The organism is Streptomyces sp. CHD11, from assembly GCF_018638295.1.
Lineage (GTDB): Bacteria > Actinomycetota > Actinomycetes > Streptomycetales > Streptomycetaceae > Streptomyces.
Map to the genome: position 1 here is coordinate 35,701 of NZ_JABTTS010000015.1, position 25,504 is coordinate 61,204.

25 protein-coding genes are annotated in these 25,504 nt (G+C 74.0%); 9 read left to right on the forward strand and 16 right to left on the reverse strand.

The window, feature by feature from the left end; all coding sequences use genetic code 11:
- Positions 1-7: 7 nt before the first annotated feature.
- Positions 8-1,468, reverse strand: coding sequence for a DUF5933 domain-containing protein (locus HTV45_RS17495; protein ID WP_215206806.1), 1,461 nt, complete (start codon positions 1,466-1,468; stop codon positions 8-10).
- A 372-nt stretch (positions 1,469-1,840) separates the two neighbouring features.
- Between HTV45_RS17495 and HTV45_RS17500 the strand changes: the two genes are divergently transcribed.
- The gene (locus HTV45_RS17500) at positions 1,841-2,416 is read left to right on the forward strand and encodes a TerD family protein (protein ID WP_215206731.1); all 576 of its coding nucleotides are present in this window, start codon (positions 1,841-1,843) and stop codon (positions 2,414-2,416) included.
- Between the two features lie 106 nt (positions 2,417-2,522).
- Positions 2,523-3,107 (forward strand): TerD family protein, encoded by a 585-nt coding sequence (locus HTV45_RS17505; RefSeq protein WP_215206732.1) that lies wholly within the window; start codon positions 2,523-2,525, stop codon positions 3,105-3,107.
- Between the two features lie 426 nt (positions 3,108-3,533).
- On the opposite strand, the gene HTV45_RS17510 is transcribed toward HTV45_RS17505, so the two are convergent.
- The 3 genes from HTV45_RS17510 to HTV45_RS17520 form a co-directional block, all read right to left on the reverse strand.
- Positions 3,534-3,875, reverse strand: a complete 342-nt coding sequence (locus HTV45_RS17510; RefSeq protein WP_215206733.1) for an SCO4225 family membrane protein — start codon at positions 3,873-3,875, stop codon at positions 3,534-3,536.
- A gap of 188 nt (positions 3,876-4,063) precedes the next feature.
- Positions 4,064-4,747: a response regulator transcription factor gene (locus HTV45_RS17515; protein ID WP_215206734.1), complete on the reverse strand. Its 684-nt coding sequence runs from the start codon at positions 4,745-4,747 to the stop codon at positions 4,064-4,066.
- A complete protein-coding gene (locus HTV45_RS17520) occupies positions 4,744-7,077 on the reverse strand; it encodes a sensor histidine kinase (RefSeq protein WP_215206735.1) in 2,334 nt (777 codons plus the stop codon). The genes HTV45_RS17515 and HTV45_RS17520 overlap by 4 nt, the downstream gene beginning before the upstream one ends.
- Before the next feature lie 299 nt (positions 7,078-7,376).
- Between HTV45_RS17520 and HTV45_RS17525 the strand changes: the two genes are divergently transcribed.
- Positions 7,377-7,850 (forward strand): DUF5707 domain-containing protein, encoded by a 474-nt coding sequence (locus tag HTV45_RS17525; protein ID WP_215206736.1) that lies wholly within the window; start codon positions 7,377-7,379, stop codon positions 7,848-7,850.
- Positions 7,851-7,918: 68 nt separating this feature from the next.
- Here HTV45_RS17525 and HTV45_RS17530 read toward each other — a convergent pair whose 3' ends face one another.
- From HTV45_RS17530 to HTV45_RS17545, 4 genes are all read right to left on the reverse strand, one after another.
- Positions 7,919-9,184: an NAD(P)/FAD-dependent oxidoreductase gene (locus HTV45_RS17530; RefSeq protein ID WP_215206737.1), complete on the reverse strand. Its 1,266-nt coding sequence runs from the start codon at positions 9,182-9,184 to the stop codon at positions 7,919-7,921.
- 92 nt (positions 9,185-9,276) lie between these two features.
- A complete protein-coding gene (gene sigJ, locus HTV45_RS17535; protein ID WP_215206738.1) occupies positions 9,277-10,221 on the reverse strand; it encodes an RNA polymerase sigma factor SigJ in 945 nt (314 codons plus the stop codon).
- A 156-nt stretch (positions 10,222-10,377) separates the two neighbouring features.
- The gene (locus HTV45_RS17540; RefSeq protein ID WP_215206739.1) at positions 10,378-10,590 is read right to left on the reverse strand and encodes a DUF4287 domain-containing protein; all 213 of its coding nucleotides are present in this window, start codon (positions 10,588-10,590) and stop codon (positions 10,378-10,380) included.
- Between the two features lie 131 nt (positions 10,591-10,721).
- The gene (locus HTV45_RS17545; protein ID WP_215206740.1) at positions 10,722-11,843 is read right to left on the reverse strand and encodes a sugar ABC transporter substrate-binding protein; all 1,122 of its coding nucleotides are present in this window, start codon (positions 11,841-11,843) and stop codon (positions 10,722-10,724) included.
- A 317-nt stretch (positions 11,844-12,160) separates the two neighbouring features.
- On the opposite strand from HTV45_RS17545, the gene HTV45_RS17550 reads away from it, so the two are divergent.
- Positions 12,161-13,075: a hypothetical protein gene (locus HTV45_RS17550; protein WP_215206741.1), complete on the forward strand. Its 915-nt coding sequence runs from the start codon at positions 12,161-12,163 to the stop codon at positions 13,073-13,075.
- 47 nt (positions 13,076-13,122) lie between these two features.
- Positions 13,123-13,443: an antibiotic biosynthesis monooxygenase gene (locus HTV45_RS17555; RefSeq protein WP_215206742.1), complete on the forward strand. Its 321-nt coding sequence runs from the start codon at positions 13,123-13,125 to the stop codon at positions 13,441-13,443.
- Between the two features lie 49 nt (positions 13,444-13,492).
- On the opposite strand, the gene bla is transcribed toward HTV45_RS17555, so the two are convergent.
- Both bla and HTV45_RS17565 read right to left on the reverse strand, forming a co-directional pair.
- Positions 13,493-14,431, reverse strand: coding sequence for a class A beta-lactamase (bla, locus tag HTV45_RS17560; RefSeq protein ID WP_215206743.1), 939 nt, complete (start codon positions 14,429-14,431; stop codon positions 13,493-13,495).
- Between the two features lie 28 nt (positions 14,432-14,459).
- On the reverse strand, positions 14,460-16,109 hold the full coding sequence (locus HTV45_RS17565; protein ID WP_215206744.1) for a penicillin-binding transpeptidase domain-containing protein: 1,650 nt from the start codon (positions 16,107-16,109) through the stop codon (positions 14,460-14,462).
- An 85-nt stretch (positions 16,110-16,194) separates the two neighbouring features.
- Here HTV45_RS17565 and HTV45_RS17570 point away from each other — a divergent pair, with 85 nt between their 5' ends.
- Both HTV45_RS17570 and HTV45_RS17575 read left to right on the forward strand, forming a co-directional pair.
- Entirely contained in the window at positions 16,195-17,160 is a 966-nt protein-coding gene (locus HTV45_RS17570) for a LysR family transcriptional regulator (RefSeq protein ID WP_215206745.1), read from the forward strand.
- A complete protein-coding gene (locus HTV45_RS17575) occupies positions 17,151-18,044 on the forward strand; it encodes a serine hydrolase (protein ID WP_251692292.1) in 894 nt (297 codons plus the stop codon). The genes HTV45_RS17570 and HTV45_RS17575 overlap by 10 nt, the downstream gene beginning before the upstream one ends.
- Before the next feature lie 112 nt (positions 18,045-18,156).
- Here the strand turns inward: HTV45_RS17575 and HTV45_RS17580 are convergent, their stop codons facing one another.
- Both HTV45_RS17580 and HTV45_RS17585 read right to left on the reverse strand, forming a co-directional pair.
- On the reverse strand, positions 18,157-18,360 hold the full coding sequence (locus HTV45_RS17580; RefSeq protein ID WP_004985680.1) for a cold-shock protein: 204 nt from the start codon (positions 18,358-18,360) through the stop codon (positions 18,157-18,159).
- Between the two features lie 242 nt (positions 18,361-18,602).
- Complete coding sequence (locus HTV45_RS17585) at positions 18,603-18,986, reverse strand: MerR family transcriptional regulator (protein WP_215206747.1); 384 nt, start codon at positions 18,984-18,986, stop codon at positions 18,603-18,605.
- Between the two features lie 1,127 nt (positions 18,987-20,113).
- On the opposite strand from HTV45_RS17585, the gene HTV45_RS17590 reads away from it, so the two are divergent.
- On the forward strand, positions 20,114-20,485 hold the full coding sequence (locus HTV45_RS17590) for a DUF6479 family protein (protein WP_215206748.1): 372 nt from the start codon (positions 20,114-20,116) through the stop codon (positions 20,483-20,485).
- Between the two features lie 45 nt (positions 20,486-20,530).
- On the opposite strand, the gene HTV45_RS17595 is transcribed toward HTV45_RS17590, so the two are convergent.
- Both HTV45_RS17595 and HTV45_RS17600 read right to left on the reverse strand, forming a co-directional pair.
- Complete coding sequence (locus HTV45_RS17595) at positions 20,531-21,280, reverse strand: carboxypeptidase regulatory-like domain-containing protein (protein ID WP_215206749.1); 750 nt, start codon at positions 21,278-21,280, stop codon at positions 20,531-20,533.
- A gap of 124 nt (positions 21,281-21,404) precedes the next feature.
- The gene (locus HTV45_RS17600; protein WP_215206750.1) at positions 21,405-23,108 is read right to left on the reverse strand and encodes a glycoside hydrolase family 13 protein; all 1,704 of its coding nucleotides are present in this window, start codon (positions 23,106-23,108) and stop codon (positions 21,405-21,407) included.
- A 438-nt stretch (positions 23,109-23,546) separates the two neighbouring features.
- Between HTV45_RS17600 and HTV45_RS17605 the strand changes: the two genes are divergently transcribed.
- Positions 23,547-24,368 (forward strand): hypothetical protein, encoded by an 822-nt coding sequence (locus HTV45_RS17605; protein ID WP_215206751.1) that lies wholly within the window; start codon positions 23,547-23,549, stop codon positions 24,366-24,368.
- 8 nt (positions 24,369-24,376) lie between these two features.
- Here the strand turns inward: HTV45_RS17605 and HTV45_RS17610 are convergent, their stop codons facing one another.
- Both HTV45_RS17610 and HTV45_RS17615 read right to left on the reverse strand, forming a co-directional pair.
- Positions 24,377-24,652: a hypothetical protein gene (locus HTV45_RS17610; RefSeq protein WP_215206752.1), complete on the reverse strand. Its 276-nt coding sequence runs from the start codon at positions 24,650-24,652 to the stop codon at positions 24,377-24,379.
- A gap of 26 nt (positions 24,653-24,678) precedes the next feature.
- Positions 24,679-25,443, reverse strand: a complete 765-nt coding sequence (locus HTV45_RS17615) for a GAF and ANTAR domain-containing protein (RefSeq protein WP_215206753.1) — start codon at positions 25,441-25,443, stop codon at positions 24,679-24,681.
- Positions 25,444-25,504: the final 61 nt, after the last annotated feature.

The window sequence follows — 25,504 nt, forward strand, 5'->3', positions numbered from 1 at the left end:
CGGAGGATCAGGGTGCCGCGTCGGTCCCCGCCGGGGTACCACCGGCGCCGGCGGCGGCGGGGCTGTCGTCGCCACGCGGGGCGGGTACCCGACGCGCCTCGCCGGCCCCGGCTCCCGCGGCCTCCCGGGGAGGGGGCCCGGGGTCCACGGCGGCCTGTGCGGACCGGGGTCCGGGAAGGCCGGCCGGCGCGGTGTCCCGCGCCCACTGTCCGGTGACCCGTACGTAGCCGTGGACCACCGAGGCCGTCGCCAGCAGGAGCAGGGGGCCGGCCAGCCACGGGTGCTGGGCCATCTGCAGGGGGAGCCACCGGTAGGACAGCAGAAGCGCGGTGAAGACGGTGGCGCCGTAGGCGGCCAGCAGGAGCCCGGAGCGGTCCCGGCCGCGGTCGTAGGCTCGCAGGGCCGCCTCGATCGTGAGCGTGAAGACGACGCCGGCGAGCAGGTCCGCTCCGTAGTGGTAGCCGAATCCGAGGGTCGCGCAGACCGTGCCGGCCAGCCAGAACGTTCCGGCGTGGCGCAGCAGGCGCGGGCCCCTGCGGGAGTGGATGAAGATCGCGGTCGCCCACGCCGTGTGCAGACTGGGCATGCAGTTGCGGGGGGTGATCCCGTCGAAGGGCACGGCGTGCGGCTCACCGATCGGCGGTGGCGTCAGCGGCCAGAGGTCGGCCACGGCCCAGGGTGCGGTGGGCGGCATGTCCGGGGCCCACAGGCTGACGTCCGCCCAGTGTTCGGTGCCGGTGCCGTAGGCGTAGAGCGGTCCGACCACCGGGTAGATCATGTAGAAGGCCGGTCCGACGATGCCGATCACCAGGAACGTACGTACCAGGTGGTGGCGGGGGAAGCGGCGCTCGGTCACCACGTGGCGCAGTTGGTACAGCGCGGCGATGACGGCGGCGACGGCGAGGTTGCCGTACACGAAGTCCAGGAGGTTGAAGCCGACGGAGCCGGTGGCCGTCACGACGCGCCCCACCAGCCACGACGGGTTGCCCAGCGCCTGGTCGGCGGTGGCCACGTACGGGTCGAGCACCATCGGCCGGGTCCTGGAGGTGATGAGCAGCCAGGTGTCGCCCGTCTTGCGGCCGGCCATCAGGAGCAGGGCCAGTCCGGCGCCCTTGAGCAGCAGGACCCGTTCCGGGCCGGTGCGCCGGGTGACGGCGAGGGCCGCGACGCCCAGGATCACCCACAGGGCGCCGTTGCCGACGGGGTGGCCGCCGGCCGTGTCGATGCCGGCCGCCCACCGGACCACCAGGAAGGCGAGGTCGACGCCGATCGCCGCGGCCACCGCGATGAGCCGTTGCCGCCAGGTGAGCACCACGAGCATCAGCGCCATGGCGGCGTACAGCATGCCGCCCGATTTGGGGGCGTGGATCACCTCCCGTGCCTGCGTGGTGATCGGTCCCGGTGCGCCGTAGTGGCGCGCGGCGATCTCCAGGGCGACGAGGAATCCGAGGGTCAGGAGGGCGGCCAGGATCCACAGGGCGGCCCGTGGCCGGCTCCGGGCGGAGGGATCGGATTCCGCGCGTATGTGTCGGAGCGGAAGGCTCTGCGGCGGTATATGTCTCAACTTCTGTCAGCTTCGTTCGATGGTGCTCATGTCCGGCGGGCATCGTCCCACCTTCTGACCGGAACTGTTCTCTCCCCGTTCTCTCAGGCCTCCCGCGTACGTCACGTTTGTCGGGTATGCCGCTTCCTTGGCGTCCGCCCGCCGGCAGCGGCCGGCCCGAAGGGAGACGGGGGGCGCACGATCCGGGTTCCGGTCCGGTGTCCACCACCCAGACCTCTACATGCATGTAGAAGATAGGGTGTACAGAACCGACCATCTGCCGAGAAGGAGTACGCAATGGGAATCTCCCTGGCCAAGGGCGGCAACGTCTCGCTCAGCAAGGAGGCCCCGGGCCTGACCGCCGTACTGGTCGGTCTGGGCTGGGACGTGCGCACCACGACGGGCACCGACTACGACCTCGACGCCTCGGCGCTGCTCCTCGAGGCGTCGGGCAAGGTGCCCTCGGACGCGCACTTCGTCTTCTACAACAACCTCACCAGCCCGGACGGCTCGGTCGAGCACACCGGCGACAACCTCACCGGCGAGGGCGAGGGCGACGACGAGGCGGTCAAGGTGAACCTCGCCGCCGTGCCGGCCGCGGTGGAGCGGATCGTCTTCCCGGTCTCCATCCACGACGCGGAGAACCGCGGCCAGAGCTTCGGCCAGGTCCGCAACGCCTTCATCCGGGTCGTCAACCAGGCCGACAACAAGGAGATCGCCCGCTACGACCTGTCCGAGGACGCCTCCACCGAGACGGCCATGGTCTTCGGCGAGCTCTACCGCAACGGCGCCGAGTGGAAGTTCCGTGCCGTCGGCCAGGGCTACGCGTCGGGACTGGCCGGTATCGCCGCCGACTTCGGGGTCGGCGTCTGAACCGGAACGGCTCGGTTGCCGCGGCCGTGACAGACCCGCCATTTCGGATCTTCACGGCAGCAGGCAGACTCTGGCCTGTAGTTCCACAACGGAGGATGACTTACACATGATCACACTTACCAAGGAAGACGGCCCCGCGGACCTGGACGGGGTCACCCACCTGTCCATCGGTGTCTCCTGGGACCCCACCGCCGGCAGCAGCGGCGGCGTGCTGGGCAAGCTGCGCCGCAAGACCGGCACCGACCTCGACCTGATCGCCGTCGCCATGCAGGGCTCCGAACCGGTGCGCCTCGCCGGTCTCGACTCCCTCGACCCCATGGGCAACGGCTCGCTGCTCCACAGCGGCGACAACCAGACCGGACACGGCGACGGGGACGACGAGACGGTGACCGTCGAGTTCTCCCGGCTTCCCGGCGCCATCACGTCGATCGTGTTCGTCGCCGCCGCCTACAAGAAGGGCAGCAACTTCCAGAAGGCCCGCAACATCAGCTTCAAGGTCTACGACGCCACCGGCGGAAGCGTCCAGCAGGTCGCCGACATCTGGCCCAGCCTGCTCAGCCAGGACAACGGCTGTGCCGTGGCCAAGGCGGTACGCGTCGGCAGCACCTGGAAGCTCGAGGTGATCAACGAGACGGGCAAGATCAAGCAGGGCGACGAGCACGCCCTGATGCGCTTCGCCGTCACCAAGTAGGACGGGTACAAGTCGCCCCTCGCGCCTCTTCCGCGGCTCGGGACGCCTCCCGTCTCGTGCCCGCCGGTGCGCTGACCGCCCGGACGGGAGCGGCCGGCCGGAGCGGGGCCGCCGCACAGCCCCGCGGTCCGTCCCGGTCCACGAGGCCCCGGAGTACCGGCTCGGCCTGTCCGGCCGGCGGCGTCACCGGTTCACCGGCACCGCGTGCGGGACGCGCCCGCGCCCGGCCCTCGCGGCCCGGCGCGGGCGGCCGCACGCGGTGCCGTACGCGGTGCCGTACGCGGTGCCGTACGCCGTCGTCCGCGGAGCCCCGGCCGGAGCGGCCGAGTTGCCGTGTGCGGCCGCGGCCTCCGCATCGTGACGCGGCTCAGCTCCCACCGGGGCGTACGGCACAGCCGCCGCGACAGGACCGTCTCCGGGACGGTTCTACCGGGCCGCGCCGCCGCCCTGGCGCAGCCGCCGGGAGCACCAGCCGATGCCCGCCGCGTTGACCAGGGCGCCGACGACGAGGGCGAGTTCGAACATCCCGGGGAATTCCGGGAGGACGAGCAGGACGAGGCTGGCCGGGGCGGTGGCGAGCAACGGGATGACGCCCGCGAAGGACGCGTCCTCGGTCCCGGTGCTCGCCGTGTACGCCCATATGACCAGGGCGACGATGAGCCCCAGGTAGACCAGGGCGGCGATGTCGCCGAAGACGTGGCGCAGCCGGCTGGTGAGGGATCGACCGGGTCCGGTCACGGCGGTGGGCTCCTTGTGTGTGCTGGTCATGGCGCGGTTTCCTGGCTTCCGGTGAGGGTTTGGGCAGTCGGACGGGACGGGGCGGACGGGACCGGGGCAGCCGTCGGACGGTTGCCGGGTGCCGGCGGATGCCGGACAGGGGCGGGTGGTCCGACCGGTGCCGGACGCCGGGCTGACGGACGGACGGCCGGAGCCGGACGCCGGACGGGCACGGGTGGTCAGAGGTGAGGGCCGGGCGGGTTGGGGCGGGTGAGGCCGAGGTCGTAGGCGAGGATCGTGGCCTGGACCCGGTCGCGCAGCCCCAGCTTGCGCAGCACCGCGTTGACGTGGGACTTCACGGTGCCGACGGTGATGCCGAGGTGGGCGGCGATCTCCGTGTTGTTGAGGCCGGTGGCGACCAGGGCGAGGACGCCCCGCTCCCGGTCGGTCAGGCTGTCCAGTTCACCGGGGGCTCTTCCCGCCTCGGTCCCGGCGACCGCTCCGGACGCGTAGTGGCCGATCAGACGGCGGGTCGCGGACGGGGCGAGGACGCTCTCGCCCGCGGCCACCACCCGGATGCCCTGCAGCAGTTCGGCGGCGTACACGTCCTTGAGCAGGAAGCCGGACGCACCGGAGCGCAGCGCGTCGAAGACGTAGGCGTCCAGGTCGAAGGTGGTCAGCACCAGCACGCGCGGGGCGTCCGGGCGGCCGGTGATGATCCGGGTGGCGGCGATACCGTCCAGTTCGGGCATCCGTACGTCCATGACGACCACGTCGGGCGCCAACTCCACGGTCAACCGCACCGCTTCGGCCCCGTCGGCGGCCTCGCCGACGACCGTCATGTCCTCCTCGGCGTCGATCACGGCGGCGAATCCCGCCCGCACGATGCCCTGGTCGTCGGCGACCAGCACCCTGAGACTCATCGTTCCCTCCCCTCCCGGCCGCCCGCGGTGAGGGGCAGCCGGAGGTGGACCGTGTCCGCGGGCCCGGTGGTCAGGGCGCCCTCCAGCACCGCGAGCCGGGCCGCCAGCCGCTCCCGTACGGCCGGGTGGGCGGCGGGTGCGATCCCGGTGGCCGTGATCGTCAACGTATCCTCCGCGGTGTCGAGTTCCAGTACCGCGGGCTGGTCGTCGCCGGTGGCGAGAAGGGTCTCGGCGGCGTGGTAGGCGGCCAGGTCGACGGCGCTGGGCAGGTGTTCCGGTACCCGGTCGGTGAGGTGTATCCGCACCTCGCGGCCGGTGGCCCGGCACTGGCGGGCGAGCAGGTCCAGCGCCTGGAGGGTGGGCTGGGGGCGCAGTTCACGTTCCGCCTCGCCGTCCCGGACGGTGTCGAGGAGGGCGCGCATCGCCGCCAGCGCCTCGCGGGCGCGTTCCGCGGTCGCGTCCAGCCGGCCCGCCTCCGCCTCCGTGACCATGGCGGCGGTGCGTGCCAGCACGGTGGTCTCCAGCCCGCCGGCGATCCGGCGGCGCTCCGCCCAGGCGTCCCGGACGGCTTCCTCGGTCCAGGCGGCGAGGCGTCTGTCCGCGCTGCCCCGGGCGGCCCGCTTCCGGCGGCCGCGCAGGGCTCCGTACCCGTGGGCCGCGCCGGCCGCCAGGGCCGCCCCGGCCGCCGCCCCCGCGGCGACCGCCCAGCCGGGCAGCGTCGCACCCCGGTCCAGTACGGCGGCGGTGAGGGCAGCCGCGTGCACCACCGCGGCGGCGGCCGTGAGGAGCAGCCGCGGGCGCCGGTGTCCGGCGGCAGGCCCTTCGAGCGCACCGGGGCGGTGTCCGGCCGCCGGGCCGGTCGCGTGGACGGCGAGGGCGGCGCAGGTGGCCAGCATGCTCAGGGCGGGCGGCAGGAGGACCGTCCCGTCGTAGTCGCCCGCCGCCATCGCCACCGGCCAGAGCGCGGCCAGCGCGAACAGGACTCCGTGGGCGGTGCCCGGTGCCCGGCGCAACCACAGCAGGGTGACCGCCTGCGCGGCGGCCAGCAGTGCGAAGAGCACACCGGCCGACACATGCGACCCCGTCGGGGTGCTCTCCGCCCGGATGACCAGCACCGGCAGCAGCGGCTGCAGGAGGAGTCCGGCGGCCGCCGCCGTCTGCGCCACGCGGTAGCCGCGCGGACCGGACCGCTCCACCGGGGCGGCGCTGCGGCCGGGCAGCTCCGCGCGCACCTCCCAGCCGCCCTCCGCCGTCGGGCCGGTGGTCAGGGTGCCGCCCGCCTCCCGTGCCCGGGACCGCAGGAAGCCCTGCCCGCGTCCACCGCCGAGGCCCGCGCCGTGCGCCGGTGTGCCGGGGAGCGGCGCGCCGCTGGTGACCACGACGTCCGTACGGTCGTCGCCGTACCGGCACAGCACCCGTGTGGGCGCGCCGGGGGCGTACCGTGCCACGTTGGTCAGCGCCTCGCGCACGATGCCGTACGCCGCTTCCGCGACGGTGCCGTCCGGCAACGGGTCGATCTCGCAGTCCACCCGCTGGTCGAGGCGCCGGAACCCGGCGACCAGGTCGAGCAGCCGTTCCTGAGGTGACGGCAGGTCCTCGCCCGAGGGCGCCGGGGCCCGTACCGCGCCGAGCGCCCGGGTGACCTCGTGACCGGTGTCGACGGCGAACCGCAGTGCTTCGTCGGCGAGTTCGGGGCGGCGGTCACGCAGGCCCAGGGCGGCGCCCGCCGTGACCACCACGGCCGTCAGATGGTGGGCGCTGACGTCGTGCAACTCCCTCTCCATACGCCGCCGTTCGACCGCAGGGAGCCGGTGGCGCTCGGACTCGGCCCGCTTCAGCCGCCGTTCGGACGCCTGCCGGGCGCGGCGGGCGCGCCGGGCGAGCAGTCCGGCGCCGCAGGCAGTGGCGTACAGCAGGGCGGTGAGCACCAGGTCGAGACCGTCGCGGTCGCTGACCCCGTGCAGGGTGACCCCGTACAGCAGCTGCCAGAGCGCGAGGGTCACCACGCACAACACGGCGGTGAAGGTGTCGCGTTCGGTGACCACGGTGAACAGGGCGAGCGCGACACCCGCCGTACCGAACACCGCCGTCGCCCCGGCGGGCAGCGGTCCGGCGCCCAGGGCGCACGCGGCGGCGACCAGGACGAGGGTGGTGACCGGGCGGGCGCGGCGCAGGAGGAGCACGGCCGTGACGGTGCCGGCCACCAGCGCCGCCACGAGCAGGGCGAACGCGGTCGGGACATTCCCGCGCACCAGTGCCGCCCCCGGCCACACCAGGGCCTGGGCACACAGCAGCAGGACCGGGAGCAGCCGGTCGTCGATTCGCTTCATGATGGGCCAAGGCTATGGCCGCGGACGGGCGCTCCGGCTCCGGCTGGAGGGGGATTCCGTCCTCTTACCTGGGTTGGAGACGGGAGGCGGGTGGACGACCGGCGGGCCTTCTCCATCTCCGGTTCAAGACGGTGATCCTCCCTCGGCCCGAGGACCGCGGGCCGCCTTGTCCATAGGCTCGATCACATCGGGAAGGCGGTACCGACGGCGGCAACGCCCGCCGGACGCCCTTGCGTTCCATCCGGCGGGCGGGTGCACCGCACCCGCTGCCCACCACACACATCCCAGGAGGAAATCCCATGTCCAAGCGCATTCTCGTCTCGTCGCTCGTCGCCGTCGCCGTCGTGGGCGGGGTGGCCGCCGGCGGCTTCGCGATGGCCGCCTCGTCCGACACGGAGCCGACCGTGAAGAAGACGGAGCCGACCGTGGAGAACACCACGGTCCGCTACGTCGCCCCGTCCGGCACCGCCGCGGGCTCGCTCACCTTCACCGCGGACACGAGCGACGACTCCGGCATCCAGGGCCTCAAGGCCGTCGCCTGGCCCGCGCGTTCGAAGCTCGACCCGACCGAGGCGGAGATGCTGCACGTGGACAGCGCCACCTGCAGCCCCACCACGGACGCCACCTCCCGCTGCACCTACACGCTGAAGGTGACGCGGGAGGAGGCGGCCGACCTGGACAAGGGAACCTGGTACGTCTCGGTGCTGGCGACGGCGAAGGACGGCGGCACGGCGTTCGTGCCGCGCGCCGCCACGGCCGAGCTCACCGGCTGATCCGCCCGGTCCCCGGGCGGCCCAGCCCGGTTCCCGTCAGCCCCGGCCCTCGCACGGGTGTGCGAGGGTCAGGCCGCTGCCTCGGCCGCCGGATCCTTCGGGCCCGCCGCAGGAGCCCCGCCGGTCCCGGGCGCCTCGGCGGCCCCGGGGGCGGAGGTCCGTACGACGCGGCGCCGGGTCGGCATGCCGAGCGTCGGGTGGGCCACGCCCCAGGCGGCGCCCTTGCAGACGAGTTCCTTGTAGAGGGCGGCGAGCCGTCCGGTCAGGGCCGTGTCGACCGCGCGGTCGTCGGCGGTGACGTACTGGATGAGTCCTTCCTTGCGGCCCAGCGAGATGCACTGGTTGAAGTAGCGGATCGGTACGTTCGGGAGCTTCCCCCCGGTCAGTCGTGCCGCGATGGCGTCGGCCGCCTGCCACGCGGTGGGGACACCCGAGGCGCACGACATCCGCAGCGGTTTGTCACCGGGGCCCGTCACCATGGCCGCGTCGCCGATGGCGTACACCTCGGGGTGCGAGACGGAGCGCATGGTCGCGTCGACCACGATCTGCCCGGCGCCGGTGGTCTCCAGGGCGGTGGCCCGCGCGATCGGGTGGACGGCGAAACCGGTGGTCCACACGGTGAGCGCGGCCGGGAGGGACGTGCCGTCTGCGGTCGTGACACGGTCGGCCCCGACGGCGGTGACGTCGGCGCCCTCGTGCACGGTGACACCGAGTCCGTCGACGACCTTGCGCAGATGCCGGCGTCCCTTGGGGGAGAGCCAGTCGCCGAGGCCGCCGCGCACCGCGAGGGCGACATCGAGGTCCGGGCGGGCCTCGGCGAACTCGGTCGCGGCCTCCAGGCCGGTGAGACCGCCGCCGACCACGAGAACGGGCTGCCCGGCGTCCAGGCGGGCGAGCCGCTCGCGCACCCGGAGTGCTCCGGGGCGGCCCGCGATCTCGTGGGCGTGCTCGGCGGTGCCGGGGACGCCCTGGTCGGTCCAGCGGCTGCCGAGGGCGTACACGAGGGTGTCGTACTCCAACTCGACGACGCCGTCGCCGTCCGCGTCCGTGTCCGTGCCCGCGTCCCTGACGGTGACGGTCCTGCGGTCGACGTCGACGCCGGTGACCTGCGCGAGCCTCAGTCCCACTCCGGTGCCCGCGAGCATGTCGGCGAGGGGCCGGCGCTTCAGCTCCCGCCCGGCCGCCAGCTCGTGGTTGCGGACGCGCTCGACGAAGTCGGGCTCGGCGTTGACGAGGGTGAGGGAGACGTCCTCGCGGCGCAGCCGCCTGGCCAGGCGGCCGGCGGCGGACGCTCCGGTGTAGCCGGCGCCGAGGACGATGATGCGGTGCTGCATGGCCTGCTCCTGTCGTCTGCGGGTTCGCCCCTTGAACCGGGCAGCCCGCCGTTTCCTGACAGGGATGAAATGTGATGTGCGTCACACACCGGTCAGAACGCGTGGAGCAGGGGTTCGCCGTGCTCGCCGGCGGCCCAGCGCTCGGTCACGCGCTCGAGCTTGTCCGGGTTGGCCTGGCTGCGGATGCCGGCGATGCCGTCGGCGGTCACCTCCAGGCAGATGACGCCGACGACCCGGCCGTCGACGACCGCCACGAGCGCGGGGCCGCCGTTGGCGGTCGTCGCGTAGATCCCCGGCGAGCCGCCGACCAGGGCACGCTTGGCCTTGCCCGGGGTGAACAGACCGCGCATGAACGTGGCGACCGCGAGCGCGCCCTCGAACGCCTTGGCGCGCGCCGGGACCTTCCCGCCGCCGTCACCGACCGCGACGGCGTCCTCGGTGAGCAGCCGGACCAGCGGCTCGGTCCGCCCGCTGGCGGCGGCCGCGAGGAACTCCTCGACGACCCGCCGGGCGGCGTCCCCGTCGATGTCCGTACGGGCCCTGCCCTGTGCGAGGTGCCGCTTGGCGCGGTGGAGGATCTGCTGGCTGGCGGCCTCGGTGAGGTCGAGGATCTCCGCGATCTCCCGGTGCGGGTAGTCGAACGCCTCCCGCAGCACGTACACCGCCCGCTCGTTCGGCGCGAGCCGCTCCAGCAGGACGAGGACCGCGTACGACACCGACTCACGCTGTTCGGCGGTGTCGGCGGGGCCGAGCATCGGGTCCCCGGCGATCAGCGGTTCGGGGAGCCACTGGCCCACATAGGTCTCGCGCCGCGCACGGGCGGAGGTGAGCTGGTTGAGGCACACGTTGGTGAGCACCTTCGTCAGCCACGCCTCGGGGACCCGGACACGCCCGACATCGGCGGCCTGCCATCGCAGGAACGTCTCCTGCACGGCGTCCTCGGCCTCGCTCGCGGACCCGAGCAGCCGGTAGGCGATGGCCTCCAGACGGGGCCTGGAGACCATGAACCGCTCCACGTCGCGCGCACTCAGGGCCATGCCCGGATCCTAACTCCGGCGGCGCGGGCGGGCCGTGGGAGACCCGGAGGGCGGTCCGGCGCGCATGCTCCCGGGCCGGTGCCGGGACGCTGTCGGTGAACCTCGTGGGGCCGCCGTCCGGCACCGGTGTCGGGGGCGGGCACCCCCGGCCGGGCGTCAGGCGCCGCTGTCCTCGGCCAGGGTGTGGGCGACGAGGGCGCCCGCGTGGCCGTGGCCCAGGCCGTGCTCGGTCTTGAGCCAGGCGACGAGCTCCATGTGCCGGGTCAGCGGCGACGCGCGGAGGAGGTCCTTCCACTCCGTGACCGGACGGCCGTACTTTTTCTCGATCGACGGAAAATAGCTCGCGGGGCCCTTCGCCTGTGCGGTCATGCCGGCCGCTCCTTCTCTCGCTCGCGCTGTGGTCTCGTCAGGGATGACCGGCGGACGCGGCGGAAGTGATCGCGGCGGGGGTGTTACCCCCGCCACACCGCCGCGGACGGGCGCGGTTCAGGAGGTGAGGCTCAGGAGGTGAGGCCGATCTCCGCGCAGGCGTCCGCGTAGTCCGCGGTGCAGATGTCCCGGACGGTGTAGACGCCGTCCTCGAGCACCGTGTCCTCGATGTTCTCCTTGGTGAGCGCCACGACCGGGACCAGCATCGCCGGGATGTCCTTCCGCGTGGGGCTGTCGATACGGTCCCGGGCCAGCGCGTCGAACTGGATCGAGCGCTGCTGCACCTTGGCCACCGCCATGTCGGCGGCCCCCGTGGCCTCCAGCAGGAACGACTTGTACACCGTCATGTGCTGGGTGCCCGCCACGACCCGCTGCACCGCCGCGAGATCCGCGTCCTGCCCGGTCACCGGCGGCAGATCCGTCACCCCGGCGTCCTCGAGCGTCTCGATGACGGCGCCGGCCATACCGTCGTTCGCGGAGTAGACGGCGGCGACGTTGCCGGCGCCGACCTCCTTGATCGCCTCGCGCATGTTCCTCGCGGCGACCTCGGGCAGCCACTTCTCGGTGTCGTAGGTCTTGGCTATGCGGACCTTGCCCTCCAGTTCGCTGAGCGCGCCCTTCCTGAACAGCGCCGTGTTCGGGTCGGCGGGCTCACCGTTCATCATGACGACCTCGCTGGTCTTGGCGTCGTCGCCGAGCGCGGTCACGAGGGAGCGGCCCTGTACCTGGCCGACGAGTTCGTTGTCGTGCGAGACGTACGCGTCGATCGGACCCTCGGCCAGACGGTCGTAGGCGATGACGGGGATGTCCGCCTCCTTGGCCTTCCGCACGGCCGGCGCGATGGCCTTGGCGTCCACCGCGTCCACCAGGACCACGTCGACGCGGTCGGCGATCATCTGCTCGAACTGCTCGCTCTGCCGGTCCTCGCTGCCCTCGGCGTTCGCGTAGACGACCGTGCCCTGCTTGTTGGTGAGGGAGGAGATCCGGTCCCTGATGAGCGGATAGTCGAACTTCTCGAAACGTGCCGTGTCCGTGTCCGGCAGCAGCAGACCCACGGTGATGTCGTAGGTCTTGGCCTTCGGCTCCGCCCCGTCCTCGGTCGCGCCCAGGGCCCCGCAGCCGGTCAGCGCGAGGGCCGACAGCGTGGCGGTCGCCAGCAGGACGCGGCGGCGCGGGGTCAAACGGGCATGCATGGTACGGGAGTTCACGTGGAATGCCTTCCGGGCGGACGTACGGCGTGGGCGGCCGAGTGGCTGGACAGCCAACGCGGCACCTGAGGGAACGTCAAGGTCGACTTCCGGCCACACCCGGGTTGTTGATGAGCGGTGTGTCCGTTGTGCGGTGGTGCGGCACACACGCTCACGACCTTCTCGCGCGGCACGCCGGGAATGTGCGCAGGAGAGGCACACGGGCTGCACACAGTGGGGCGTGGGCCTGGCTAGCGTGGCTGTCCCTGCTCCGTACCGGCATCTTCCGGGCGGCCGGTACGACAACCCCAGGAAGACAGCGGATGGACTACTGCTCCACATGCCGCCGGCATCTGAACGGCGCCCTGGTCTGCCCCGGCTGCGGCGCCTACGCACCCGACATCGCGCCCGGCGTCATCGGCGGCCGGACCGTGCCCGGTACGGCGACCACCGAGGTCGGGCCCGCCGCCGTCACGGCGCCCGGCTCCCCGGCCGCCCCTGGGCCCGTCCGGGGGCGGCCGGGCGGCGTACCGGCAGACGCGCCACTGGAGGCGCCCGGGTCCTCGGGCACCGGCCGTGCGGCGCGGCGGCGGCAACTGGCCCGCTGGAAGAAGACCCAGCGGCGTGCCCTGGTCGCCACGGCCGTGGCCCTCGTGGGCGGCGGTCTGGCCCTCACCTCGATGAACACCGGCACCGGTGACCGCACCCAGGCCACGACCGCACCCGACCTCAAGGGGCTGGGCGGCGCGACGGGCCCCGCGGACGGCTCCGCCGCCCCGGCGTCCCCCACCGCCTCCCCGGACCGCGCGCCGCGGTCGGCCGCGGCCGACGACATTCGCCGGACGGCGGACACCCCCGCACCGGCCTCCACCGCACCGCCCCGCGCGCCCGCCGGCACCCGCACCGACGCGGCGCCCCCGCCGCGGACGGCCGCCCCGGACGCGGTCTCCCGCTCCGGCGCGCGCCCGGGAACGGGCAGGGACGGGAACGCGGACACGGGCCAGGCCCACGGCTCGGCCTCCGGCGCCGCACCCGGCCACGGCTCCGGCTCCGGCTCCGGGGCAGCCACCCGCCCCACGCCCTCGACCCCGCCCCCGGCCGCCGACGACAGCAGCGGCACCGGCACCGGCACCGGCGGCACGGACCAGGGCGAGAGCTCCCGGCCCGCCCCCGCCACCCCGCCGGCAGCCGCGCCCGACTCTTCCCGGCTCTGCCTCCTGGTGATCTGTCTCGGCTGACCGGGCCCCCCGCGCGCGCTGTACGGCCGCTGCGGAACAATCGGGACATGAGCATCGTCAAGATCAACGTACTCACGGTCCCGGACGAGCAGCGCGAGACGCTGGAGCGGCGGTTCGCCGCGCGGGCGGGGGCGGTGGAGAGTTCGGACGGGTTCGAGTGGTTCGAGCTGCTGCGGCCGGTCGAGGGCACCGACACCTACCTCGTGTACACCCGCTGGCGGTCCGAGGAGGACTTCCAGCGCTGGATGGAGGGCCGCGGCCAGGCCGCGCACGGCGGGGCGCAGGGCGAGAAGCCCCGCCCGGCGGCCACCGACGCCACGCTGTGGTCCTTCGAGGTGGTCCAGCAGGCCGCGCCCAGGCAGGGCTGACGGCGAAGGCGCCGCTCGTCCCGTCCGGGGCCCGCCGGCCGGGGGCGGTTCAGGCGAGGACGGTCAGCACGCGGCGGGTGGCCTCGGCGATCAGCGGATCGCTGGGCTCGGCGTCGCGGCCGGGGCGGTCGGTGAGGACGGCCAGCACCAGCGGGGCGCCGCGGCCGGGCCACAGGACGGCCACGTCGTGGGCCCGGCCCCAGTCACCGGTGCCGGTCTTGTCGCCGACCTTCCAGCCCCGGGGCGCACCGGCCCGGATGCGCCGGGCGCCGGTGGTGCTGCGGACCAGCCAGTCCGTCAGCAGGGCCCGCTTCCTGGCCGGCAGGGCGTCTGCGGTCAGCAGGGCCCGGTAGTCGGTGGCGACGGCCCGGGGGGTGGTGGTGTCGCGCGGGTCCGAGGGCGGATTGCCGTTCAGCTCGGGTTCGTAGTGGTCGAGGCGGCTCACCGGGTCGCCGAGTCCGCGCAGGTGGGCGGTGAGGGCGCGCGGGCCGCCGAGGTCGCGCAGCAGCAGGTTGGCGGCCGTGTTGTCGCTGTGGCGGACGGCGGCCTCGCAGAGGCCGCGGACGGTCATACCGGTCGCGGTGTGCTTCTCGGTGACGGGCGAGTAGTCGACAAGGTCGTCCCGGGTGTAGGTGATCCGGTCGTCCAGCCGGGCGAGCGGGCGGCGGTCCAGGACGGCGGCCGCGGCGAGCGTCTTGAAGGTGGAGCAGAACGCGAAGCGTTCGTCGGCGCGGTGGACGACGGTGGCCCCGGTCCCGGTCGCGAGGGCGTACACACCGAGGCGGGCGTCGTACTCGCGTTCGAGGTCGGTGAGGCTGCGGAGCACGGACGGCGAGGGGGCGGTGGAAGCGGACGGCGACGGCGCGGGTGCCGCCGTGCCGCCCCGGCCTCGCTCACGTGCCGGGGCGTCGTCGTCGGCGGCGCATCCGGCCACGGGGGCGAGGGCCGCCGCCAGCATCACCGCACGGCGGGACAGAGATGAGGTCATGGAAGGTGCTCGCTCTCGGACGGTACGGTCAGGACTCGGGTACGGCGGACAGCAGGGCCTGGATCACCGGCCCCGCCGAGCCGCCCCCGGTGACGCCCTCCTCGACCACGCACGCCACGGCGACATTGCCCCGGTGGGCGACCATCCAGCCGTTGTTGTCCTGGTCGTCGGAGACCTCGGCGGTGCCGGTCTTGGCGCCGATGTCGCCGGGCAGGCCGGCCAGGACACGGGCGGTGCCCTCGGTGACCGTGGCCCGCATCAGCGCGCGCAGCTGGGTCACGACCCCGGGCGGCAGCGGGGTCGTGCCGGTGGTGTCCTCGGTGCCGCCGGTCAGCGAGGGCTGGTGGAAGGTGCCGGACACGGCGGTGGCGGTGACCGACGCCATGATCAACGGGTTGGCCTGAACCCGGCCCTGCCCGATCATCGAGGCGGCCTTCTCCGTCGCGTCGCGCGGCACCGGCACCGAGCCGTCGTACGAGGGCACGCCCACGTGCCAGGTCTGGCCGACCCCGAAGTACTTCTCCGCCACCTCCCCCAGCTCGCCCTCGCCGAGCTTTCCGCGCAGGCTGATGAAAGCGGTGTTGCAGGACTCGGTGAAGTCCTTGCGGAAGGTGGCGCCGGGGTGTTCGGAGGTCTCGACGTTCTGGAACCGTTTGCCCACGGTCAGGTACCGGGGGCAGTCCACGACGTCGTCGGGGGCGACCGCGCCCTTGAGCAGCAGGGCGGCGCTGGTGACGATCTTCCAGGTGGAGCCGGGCGCGTAGGTGCCGGAGACGGCGCGGTTGAAGCCGGAGGCGGGCGCGTTGGCCACGGCGAGGATCTCTCCGTCGTCGATGCGCAGGGCGACGAGCGCGGCGTGTCGGCCGCCGGCCTTCCCGAGGGCGCGTTCCGCGGCCGACTGCCAGCCGGCGTGCAGGGTGGTGCGGACGGGGCCGTCGTCCCCGTCCGTTTTCCGCCCCCCGAAGGACGCCTCGGTGCGCAGCACCTCCCCGGTCTCCCGGTCGACGAGCCGCACCGCACCGCGCGGGCCGCCGCCGTCCGTGCCCCGGGCCAGCTGGTCCAGGACGGGGGCGAGCGAGGGATGGGTGGCGGCGGAGAGGGTCTCGCCGTCCCGGCCGGTGGCCTCGACCGGCGCCGTCTCCTCGCGCTCCAGGCGGAACTTCTCCGTGCCGGTGAGTCTCGGGTGGACCAGCGACAGCGTCCAGTCCACCTTCCAGCCGCCGCCCTTCTGCTCCCGCAGCGGCAGCTCGGAGGTGTACGTCCAGGTGCCGAGGCCCGTGACGGGCATCCGCGCGGTGAAGGGCACGGTGAGGGCGCCGTCACCGGTCTCCTCGGCTTTCCCGGCCGTGAGCTTCGGTTTCCCGATCTCCAGTCCGGTGGTGAAGCTCGCCAGCACCTGCTCCGCGCGGTCGGGTCCGGTGGTACGGGCGGCGGCCCGCGGAAGCCGTCCGGCCGCCCAGTCCGCGAGGAACGCGCGGGCCTCGGCCACCGCCTCGGGGTCGGGCCCGGTGTCCTTCGCGAAGGGGCCGAGGCCGGCCGCGTACGCCCCGCCCAGGGCGACCGCGGCCACCGCGGCCAGGGCGGTGAGCGACGTGGCCGTCCTGCGTCGGCGGAGCCGGCGGGGGCCGCCGGGCGAAAGGTCGGGCGGAAGGCCGGGGGAGGAGAGGGAGGAGTTCATACGGAGAGAACAGCAGCGGTGGCGAGCGTCCGTCCAAGACTGCTATCGATCACAGATTGATTAATACCCGATATGATGACTGGTCGTGGATCTGGTGCGGCACCTGGAGTGCTTTGTGGCTGTTGCAGAAGAGTCACACTTCGGGCGTGCGGCGGCCCGTCTGGGAATGGCCCAGCCACCGCTGTCGCAGCGCGTGCAGCGGCTGGAGCGGGAGCTGGGCGTCCGGCTGTTCGAGCGGACCAGCCGTCAGGTCACGATCACCGAGGCGGGGCGGCTGCTGCTGGCCGAAGCCCGGGAACTCCTCGCCCGGTCGGACTCGTTCCTCGCCACCGCGCGCCGGGTGCGCGACGGTGAGACGGGGCTGCTGCGGGCGGCCCTTCCTCCGGACCTGTCGGGCGCAACCGTCGCCGCCTTGCTCGCCGACTTCGGGCGCCGCCACGCCGGACTCGAGCTGGAACTGCACGAACTGCCCACCGCGCAGCAGCTCACCGGGCTCGCGGCCCATGAACTCGATGTCGGCATCGTCCACCATCCGTGCGATGTCTCCGGCCTGGAACTGGGGCCGGTGCTGCGCCGGGAGCTCGGTGTGCTGCTGCCGCGCGGGGCTGCGGCGGCCGGGCTCGACGAGGTGCCCCTGGCCGCGCTGACCGGCCACGACCTGATCCTCTTTCCCCGTACGGCGGCTCCGGCCCTCTACGACGACCTGCTGACCACCTGTGCCCGGGGCGGCTTCACCCCCGCCGCCGTGCGCCACGGCCAGGGCGACGCCTTCGTCCGCGGGCTGGTGCTGTCCGCCGGGGCCGTCGCCCTGTGCCCGCGCGACGCCCGGCCTCCCGCCGGGGACGGCGACCCGGACGTGCTGTGGCGTCCGCTCACCGGCGGGGCGCCCGCGCTGCGGCACTCCGCCGCCTGGCCGAGGGGGCGCGGCGACGCCGCCGTGCAGGCCTTCGCCGAGGCGGCCACACACGCCCTGCGCACCGCCGCCGGCGCGACCCCCGACGTGCCCACCCGCCCCCTGCACCTGCGCCCGGCATCGGAGTACTGGCTGTGACCGACGCCGTCGCCCGCATTCACGCGGCCTTCGCCGACGCCGGGGTCACCGGCCGGCTGCACGCCCTCGACATCGACTCCGGCGGGCAGCTCGACGCCGGGGCGGACCAGCCGGTTCCCACGGCCAGTGTCCACAAGCTGTGTGTCCTGGTCACGCTGCACGAGCAGGCGGCGGCGGGCCTGCTGGACCTGACCGAGCAGGTCGCCTGCCCGCCCGACGGCCGCACCACGGGCCCCACCGGGATCGCCGCCATGCTGGACACGGCCCGGCTGTCCCTGCGCGATCTGGCGTATCTGATGATGGCGGTCAGCGACAACGCCGCCGCCGACCTGCTGCTGCGCCGGGTGGGTCTGGACGCCGTGAACGCGACGACGGCCCGGCTCGGACTGGCGCGCACGCGCGCCGTGCAGTCCTTCGGGGACATGCTCGCCACCGTCAGGGAGGATGCCGGTCCCGACGGCGCCCGCGCACTCGCCGATCCGCGGGTCATCACCCGGCTGCGGGCACTGGACCCCGCCCGCACCAACCGCAGCACCCCGCGCGAGATGACCCGTCTGCTGGCCGCCTTGTGGCGGGACGAGGCCTGTACCCCGGAGCACGGCACCGCCATGCGACGGATCATGGGGCTCCAGGTGTGGCCACACCGTCTGGCCTCCGGTTTTCCGTTCGACGACGTCCATGTCGCGGGGAAGACCGGCACTCTGCCGACACTGCGCAACGAGGTGGGTGTCGTGGAGTATCCGGACGGGGGCCGCTACGCCGTCGCCGTGTTCACCCGTACCGCGCACACCGCCGCCACCCTGCCCGCGGCGGACGCGGTGATCGGGACGGCGGCGAGGATCGCGGTGGACGCGCTGCGGGCGGCACGGCTGCGGTCCCGTTGACCCGGCCCCCGGCGGGCCTCCGGGCGAAATGCGGGTGAACGGACAGGTACAAAACAAAAAGCAGGGCCCGCACCGAAGTGCGGGCCCTGCTCCTCAATCCCTGTGAAGGGGATCAGGCGGGAACGATGTTCTCCGCCTGCGGGCCCTTCTGGCCCTGAGTGACGTCGAAGGTCACCTTCTGGCCTTCCTGGAGCTCACGGAAGCCCGAGGTGGCGATGTTCGAGTAGTGGGCGAACACGTCAGCGCCGCCGCCGTCCTGCTCGATGAAGCCGAAGCCCTTTTCCGAGTTGAACCACTTCACCGTACCGGTGGCCATATCAAATCTCCTGAGACAGTGTCGGAACTCGCACTTTACGAATCCCTCCATCGTCGCGATGATCACCTGCCCGGAGAACCGGTAGCAAACTGGCAACCACAACTGCAACTGACGTCAGCCTAGCACGATTCATATCCGCGGCAAGCGAGGAAAATCACTGGAATTAAACCCCGACGGCGTGTTTAGCGAAAGACATTTTCGGTAGCGGGGGCGGAAATACTGTGCCAGCGGGAACAGATTTTTTACCGGTGCTCCGGGACCGCGCCCGCCTCCCCCCGCCGCAGCTCCTCATTGTCCCGTTCGGCCCGTTCCAGCCGCTCCTCGAGGCCGACGATGCGGCACGCGGCGTCGACCGGCGTGCCCTGGTCGACCAGTTCGCGGACCCGGGCGGCCAGCCTCAGCTGACGGCGGGAGAAGCGGCGGTGGCCGCCCCCCGAGCGCGCCGGGTCGATCAGCCCCGCCTCGTCGCCCAGAGCCCGGAGGAAGGTGGGGGCGACTCCGATCAGTTCCGCGGCCCTGCCCATGGTGTAGGCCGGGAAGTCGTCGTCGTCCAGCCGGTCGGCGACGGGGAGCCGGTCCCGGTCCGGCCGCCGGCGGTCGTCGTACGGCTGACTCTCCGGGGACATTGCGCGCCTTTCCGCGGACCACAGGGGGCACGGTCCGCCACGGGGACGGGTTCCCCACAGGGGAACTCTAGTCGCCCGGGTGGAAAAACTGTCGCCGCGGCGACAGATGTCTGCCGACCGTGCCGCGGAGGCGCGGTCGGCGGGTGTCCCGGAGGTCCTTCTGCGGCCGCTACGCCTCGTCCGGCACCCTCGCGGCCTCGGGCGGGCGGCTGGGGTGCGGCCCCATCTCGCCGGGCAGGACACCGAGTTCGGGCTCGGTGAGGGTCCTGCCGGGAAGGGGAGCCGGCGGCGTGGCACGGAATCCGTCGAGGAACAGGGCAGGCGGACGGTGCCATGCGCCGGGCGTGGCGGCCGCGGTGAGGGGCGAAACGGGGCGGCCGGGGCGGACAGCAGGTCCTCGGTGATGGCGTCGGGGCGCACCTCGCCCTGGTCAGACGCCCGGCCGGGGAGGATCTCCACGGTCCGGCGGTTGTGGGCGTGCACGGCCCGCAGGACCTCGGCGTCCGGCAAACGGGTGGTGATGAGGTCGTCGGTGCCCCGGTCGGCCGCCAGGGTGACGAACACCGTCCGGAGATAGCCGGCCGGCCCGGTCCGGGCGTCCGGCCCGGTCCGGGCGTCCGGCGCGATCCGGGCGTCCGGCGCGGTCCGGGCGCGCTCGCCGGCCGCCATGGTGCCCGTCAGCCGGTCGTGGAAGACGGCGTCACCGGAGGCGGCGCGGGTGGGGGAGTGCGGGAAGTGCCCCTCATGCCGGATTCCTGGACCGGGCTCCGACGGCCGGGCCGGCGGTTCCGGGATCCGCCGCGCACGGGGACCGAGGGGGCCGCCGGCGCCCCGGAGGCGATCACGAAGACGGGGAGGCGATCACGGAGGTGGAGGGGACGGCCTCCCGGACGACGGCGCGGGACGCGACAGCGGGCGGGTACAGGAAGGCCGGGGCCGGGCCCCGAGCTGCACACGTGGGGACGCGACGGCCCGTCCCGGCCTTCCCGCTGGCCGCAATCTGCCACGGGCCGGGGGCGCCCGCCCGCCGGGGCGGGCCGAACGAGCGGACCGGCCCTCCATCGCCCCCTTCGAGGATCCGGACATATAGGGAGCTTTATCTCATTTCCTCGTCCATACTCGGAAGTATGAGCACCGCAACGTATGAACTTCTCGCCGCCAGTCAGAGCGTGTGGAACGTGACCGCGGCCTTCCTCGGCGGGCTGATCGTGGCCGGCGCGCTGATCTGGGCCGTACGGGTCGGCATGCGGGTGATGGACCAGGAGTCCCCCCGCCCCAGCCCCGAGGACCAGCCGAAGCTGCCGGAGGGCGGCGCGGTCCGCGAGATGCGGGAGATGCGGGAGCCGGACGAGATGCCGCGGGTGGAGAGGAAGGGGTCCCGGCTCATGCCCTACGAGATCCACCGCTCCGGGTCCAGGACCGGCCAGGACCAGAAGCGCAAGCGCTGGCTGCCCGGGTCCAGCGGAGCCTTCGGCAGCGGAGGCCCGGGACACGTCTGACCCGGGACCGTCCGGCGCCCGCCCCGCGGTGGGGCGGGCGGTGCGCTACCTCCGGGCCGTCACCGTGATCTGGATCTGCTCGCTCGAGGCGCTCACCCCGTTCAGGGTGGCGGTGGCCTGGAGCCGGTTGGGCCCGCCGGGCAGGGCCCGGGCCGGGGTGCAGGCCCAGAGGCCGTCCGAACCGGTGGTGTCGGCGCACACCTCGTCGCCGTCCTGGTCGGAGACGGTGATCTGCGCGCCCGGGTGGGCCCGGCCCGCGATCGCCGGCCGCTCCTCCAGCGGCACCCCGGACTCCGGGCGGGCCAGGACCGGCTCGGCCAGTCCCACCGTCACCTGACAGCCGCCGGACGCCTCGACCAGGCCGCCGGGGTCCGCGAGCCGCAGGACACAGCCGCTCAGCCGGGTGCCCGGTTCCGCGTCCGAGGGCACCGCCAGCACGAAGGGGAAGGCACCCTCCCGCCACGGCTGCCGCTCCGAAACCGCGGTGTAGACGGCGGTACGGCCGTCGGCGGCGACCGCACCCCGGTAGCCGGGGGCGTCGAGGGGGACGGCCGTGACCCGGGTCCCGGCCGGCGCGGTCAGCGTCAGCGTGGAACCGGTGCCCGGGGGCGTGCCCGTGAGGCCCCCGGCCTCGACGATGCCGTCCCGTCCGGGCGGGATCGTCACCTCACCCCACAGGACCCGGGGCTGCCCCGGACCACCGGCCGCGGCGGACGTCCCGGCCGGGAGCCACGCACCCACGAGGACCCCGGCCGCGGTCAGCGCGGCGGCGGCTGTCTTGCTGGACCCGTTCATCGTCGGCGGCTCCCTGTACGACCGTCCCGGACACACCCGGAACCGATTCTGACGGGACCTCGCCGGGGCCCGCCCGCGCTGGCCACCCGTACGGGTGGTGGCCCGGCCGGGGCGGGCCCCTCCGTCAGCGGGCGAGCCAGGCCGTCGTGTCGGGGCCGAGGCGTCCGCCCTCCAGGGGTGCGCTGGTCAGCAGGAGCTCGCCCGCCGGGAGGGACACCGGGCCGGCGGACAGGTTGGTCACGCAGCGCCAGCCATCGCCGCGGTCGAACTGCAGCACCCCGTCCGGGGCTTCCTCCGCCCAGGTCAGCGACTCGCCGGCCAGCAGTTTGCGGCGCAGCCGCAGGGCCGTGCGGTACAGCTCCAGCGTCGAGCCCTCCACCCCGTCCTGCGCCTCGACGGCGTACGCGGCGAAGGCGGGCGGCTGGGGCAGCCAGGCACCGGCCGCCCCGAAGCCGTACGAGGGACCGGTGGCCGTCCAGGGCAGCGGCACCCGGCATCCGTCACGGCCCTTGCGGACATGCCCCGTCTGTTCCCAGATCGGGTCCTGGAGGACCTCGGTGGGCAGGTCGGCGACCTCGGGGAGACCGAGCTCCTCACCCTGGTAGACGTACGCCGAGCCGGGAAGGGCCAGCATCAGCAGGGTGGCCGCACGGGCCCGGCGCAGCCCGGCGTCCGGGTCGACGGCGGGGGCCCGGCCGCCGGACAGCAGCCAGGCGTTGTCGTCGGTGCCCGGCGGGAGCACCAGCCGGGAGGCGTGCCGGATCACGTCGTGGTTGGAGAGCACCCAGGTCGCCGAGGCACCGGCCGCGGCGGCGGTCGCCAGGGAGTCGGTGATGACCCGGCGCAGTTCCCGCGCGTCCCACGGGGTCTGCAGGTACTCGAAGTTGAAGGCCTGCCCCAGCTCGTCCGGGCGGGCGTACAGGGCGCGGCGTTCGCCGGGGATCCAGGCCTCGGCGACGGCTGTCCGGGGCGGCGTGTAGGCGTCGAGGATCTTGCGCCAGTCGCGGTAGATCTCGTGCACGTCGTCGCGGTCGTAGAAGGGGTGCGTGCCGGGCGGGAAGCCGGTGAGGGCGGCCTCGCCGCCCGACGCGTGGGCGCCGAGGTCGCGCAGCGGCTCGCTCAGGTCCTTGGCCAGGGCGTGTGCCACGTCGACCCGGAAGCCGTCCACGCCCCGGTCGGACCAGAACCGCAGGGTGGTGCGGTGGTCGTCGCGGACGTCCTGGTGGCCCCAGTTGAGGTCGGGCTGCTCGGCGGCGAACAGGTGCAGGTACCACTGCCCGTCCGGCACCCGCTGCCAGGCGCTGCCGCCGAACACGGACTGCCAGTCGGTGGGCGGCAGCTCGCCCCGCTCGCCCCGGCCGTCGCGGAAGACGTAGCGGTCGCGGGCGGGCGAACCGGGCCCGGCGCGCAGCGCCTCCTGGAACCAGACGTGCTGGTGGGAGGTGTGGTTGGGGACGATGTCGACGATGACCTTCAGGCCGAGCCGGTGTGCCTCGCGGACCATCTCGTCGAAGTCGCCGAGGGTGCCCAGGCGCGGGTCGACGTCGCGCGGGTCGGCGACGTCGTAACCGCCGTCGGCGAGCTCGGAGGGGTAGAACGGGCTCAGCCACAGGGCGTCCACGCCGAGGGCGGCGAGGTGGGTGAGGCGGCGGGTGACGCCGCGCAGGTCACCGAGTCCGTCGCCGTCGGCGTCGGCGAAGCTGCGGGGGTACACCTGGTAGACGACGGCCTGCCGCCACCAGTCGGGGTTCTGGGAGGAGAGGTCGGGCGCGGCAACGGGTGCGGGGTGCGGCGGCCGGGCGTCGGGCGCGGCGGAGCGGTCGGTCACACGGTCTCCTCGGGGTGTGTGCGGGTACCGGCGGAGAATCTGTCCACATCACCGTAAAAGTGAACGTACGGACAGCGGGGAGCCATTCCCCGCGGGTGCGGCGCGCGGCACTTTCGACCCGTTTGCCGACCCCGGACCCCGAACCCCGGACCCCGGAACCCAGGTCCCAGGTCCCGGGCCCGGCTACCGCACCGGGCGGCCGGCCCTCTCCGGGTGAAGCCGCACGCAGCGCTGCACGTCCAGGCCGGGAGGGCCCCGTCCCGACGGCGCCGGAACGCGGGCCGGAGGCGCCGGGGCACAGCCCGGGGTACCGGCAGGAACCGGGGTCCCGGGACCGCTCACCCGGACGGCTCGCCTCGCTGGTGGCGTGACCGGGCCGGTGGTGCCGTAAGAGCACGTCCGCTCGTGGACGGCCCGGTTTCCCCAGGAGGCACCCCGATGACCCATGCCCCGGCCGCCGCCCGCGCCCTCCTCGTCTCCGTGCTGGCGGTGGCGGCCCTGCTCACCACGGCAGGGTGCATGGCCGACGGCCGGGAGGTCCCGCTTCCCCTGCCCGAGGGCGTCTCGCAGCCTCCTCCGCCGCCTCCGTCACCGTCCGCCTCCTCCGCCGCCTCCGCCACCGAGCGGCCGGCCGCGTCGTCCCCGCCCTCGCTGAGCGAGGCACAGCTGCGGGAGGCGCTGATCACGGAGGCGGACCTGGGAGAGCCCTGGATGACCAGCCGGGGCGCGGCGACCTGGCGGGACGGGCTGCTCAAGGCGACCACCGACCGGCCCGACTGCCGCCGCCTCCTCGACGCCCTCTACACGGAGGAGCTGTTCGGCACCCCGGCCGGCCCGCGCGCCACGGCCACCCTCGACGACACCTACAACGACGCCCAGCTGCGCTACCAGGTCGCCGCGTATCCTCCGGCCGACGTCGACCGTGTCCTGGACTGGCTGGGCACCCTTCCCGAGAGGTGCGAGCGCTTCGAGGCGACGGCCACCCGGGCCGGCGCCCAGCTCGTCGAGGTGACCCGGCTGCCGATCCCGGAGGCGGGCGACGCACGGTCCGCGCTGCGTCTGCGGATGACCGGGGGGTCTTCCGGGGGAGTGCGGACCGCGCTCACCGTGGACCTCGCGGCGGTCCGCGTCGGGGAGGACACCCTGGTCCTCACCAACGCCGGTCTCGGCGCGGTCCTCCCCGAGATCACCCAGGCCGTCACCCGACTCGGCGCGGACCGCCTGGAAGAGGTCGCCCGCCAGGGGCGGGTGCGGGTCTGAACCACGGCTCAGGAGAGGCGGTCCACGGCCTGCTTGGCCTCCACGAGACCCGCGCCCGTGGACTCGCGGTACAGCTTGACCGCCTGGACCTGCTTGCCCTGGCGGACGAGGCCGATGATCTCGTCCTGTCCCGGGATCTCCTCCTCCAGCCCCAGGTGACGGAGTACCAGGTCGAGTTTGCGCTCGACACGGGCGGCACGGCGTTCGGCGCGGGAGAGATGACTCTGGAGCGTGATGGTGCCGAGGAGCACCACGCAGATGAGGAAGAGAATAGCTGTGTCCATGGCAGCCAAGAATAAGTGCCGTGTGTTCAGGGTGAGTCGAAGCGGCGGCGGTGGAAGACGACGTCCAGGGCCACCTCGAGGGCGGTGCGGCCGTGGGCGAAGGCGTCGCCGCGCAGCCGGGCCAGTGCCTCGTCGGCTCCGATGCCGAGCTGGACCATGATCATGCCCACGGCCTGGTGGACGCGGTCGTGGTCGGCGGCCAGCCCGCTGAGCCAGGGTCCGTCCCCGTCGGGGGGCCCGTGCGGCAGGTCCATCAGCGCCACCGTCATGACGCCGGCGACGAGGCGGGCCGTGCGGAGCTGGCGGGCGGTGAGCCCGCCGGGCGTGTCACGGTAGAGGTCGAGGGTGCCGACGCAGGTGTCCTCGCTGCCCAGGGGCAGTGCGTACACGGCCCGGACGCCGGCGCCGAGCGCCTGCTGGACGAAGACGGGCCAGCGGTCGGCACAGTCGGCGGCGGCGAGGTCGCGGACCAGCACGGCGCGGCCGGTCCGCAGCACGTTCCGGCAGGGGCCGTCGCCCAGGGTCGCCTGGAGCTGGCCGAGGCGGGCGGCACCCGGACCGGAGGCGGCGAGCTGCAGGGGCATGCCGTCGCCGCGCAGCGACACGCTCGCGCCGTCCACCGGCAGCAGGGCGACGGCCACCGCGCAGAGCCGTCCGGGGGCGGCGGCGGGCCCTGCCCCGCGCAGCCCCTCCGCGATCGTCTCGGCGACCTGCTCGGACGCCCCGTGACCGGCACCCCGGCCCCGGTCCTCCGGGTCAACCCCAGGGTCATCCCCGGGCCGCACACCCACCGCCTCCCACCATGTCCGAAAGCGCCCACCGACTACCCTCCGCCCCGCCCCCGAAACACGT

Bases quoted from the DNA above. Each gene is read 5' to 3' on its own strand.
- HTV45_RS17530 (WP_215206737.1), bottom strand. From the start codon at position 9,184: ATGCAGCACCGCATCATCGTCCTCGGCGCCGGCTACACCGGAGCGTCC.
- HTV45_RS17585 (WP_215206747.1), bottom strand. From the start codon at position 18,986: ATGTCCCCGGAGAGTCAGCCGTACGACGACCGCCGGCGGCCGGACCGG.
- HTV45_RS17590 (WP_215206748.1), top strand. From the start codon at position 20,114: ATGAGCACCGCAACGTATGAACTTCTCGCCGCCAGTCAGAGCGTGTGG.
- HTV45_RS17510 (WP_215206733.1), bottom strand. From the start codon at position 3,875: ATGACCAGCACACACAAGGAGCCCACCGCCGTGACCGGACCCGGTCGA.
- HTV45_RS17505 (WP_215206732.1), top strand. From the start codon at position 2,523: ATGATCACACTTACCAAGGAAGACGGCCCCGCGGACCTGGACGGGGTC.
- HTV45_RS17545 (WP_215206740.1), bottom strand. From the start codon at position 11,843: ATGCATGCCCGTTTGACCCCGCGCCGCCGCGTCCTGCTGGCGACCGCC.
- bla (WP_215206743.1), bottom strand. From the start codon at position 14,431: ATGACCTCATCTCTGTCCCGCCGTGCGGTGATGCTGGCGGCGGCCCTC.
- HTV45_RS17500 (WP_215206731.1), top strand. From the start codon at position 1,841: ATGGGAATCTCCCTGGCCAAGGGCGGCAACGTCTCGCTCAGCAAGGAG.
- HTV45_RS17540 (WP_215206739.1), bottom strand. From the start codon at position 10,590: ATGACCGCACAGGCGAAGGGCCCCGCGAGCTATTTTCCGTCGATCGAG.
- HTV45_RS17520 (WP_215206735.1), bottom strand. From the start codon at position 7,077: ATGAAGCGAATCGACGACCGGCTGCTCCCGGTCCTGCTGCTGTGTGCC.
- HTV45_RS17550 (WP_215206741.1), top strand. From the start codon at position 12,161: ATGGACTACTGCTCCACATGCCGCCGGCATCTGAACGGCGCCCTGGTC.
- sigJ (WP_215206738.1), bottom strand. From the start codon at position 10,221: ATGGCCCTGAGTGCGCGCGACGTGGAGCGGTTCATGGTCTCCAGGCCC.
- HTV45_RS17565 (WP_215206744.1), bottom strand. From the start codon at position 16,109: ATGAACTCCTCCCTCTCCTCCCCCGGCCTTCCGCCCGACCTTTCGCCC.
- HTV45_RS17515 (WP_215206734.1), bottom strand. From the start codon at position 4,747: ATGAGTCTCAGGGTGCTGGTCGCCGACGACCAGGGCATCGTGCGGGCG.
- HTV45_RS17595 (WP_215206749.1), bottom strand. From the start codon at position 21,280: ATGAACGGGTCCAGCAAGACAGCCGCCGCCGCGCTGACCGCGGCCGGG.
- HTV45_RS17555 (WP_215206742.1), top strand. From the start codon at position 13,123: ATGAGCATCGTCAAGATCAACGTACTCACGGTCCCGGACGAGCAGCGC.
- HTV45_RS17605 (WP_215206751.1), top strand. From the start codon at position 23,547: ATGACCCATGCCCCGGCCGCCGCCCGCGCCCTCCTCGTCTCCGTGCTG.
- HTV45_RS17610 (WP_215206752.1), bottom strand. From the start codon at position 24,652: ATGGACACAGCTATTCTCTTCCTCATCTGCGTGGTGCTCCTCGGCACC.
- HTV45_RS17525 (WP_215206736.1), top strand. From the start codon at position 7,377: ATGTCCAAGCGCATTCTCGTCTCGTCGCTCGTCGCCGTCGCCGTCGTG.
- HTV45_RS17580 (WP_004985680.1), bottom strand. From the start codon at position 18,360: ATGGCCACCGGTACGGTGAAGTGGTTCAACTCGGAAAAGGGCTTCGGC.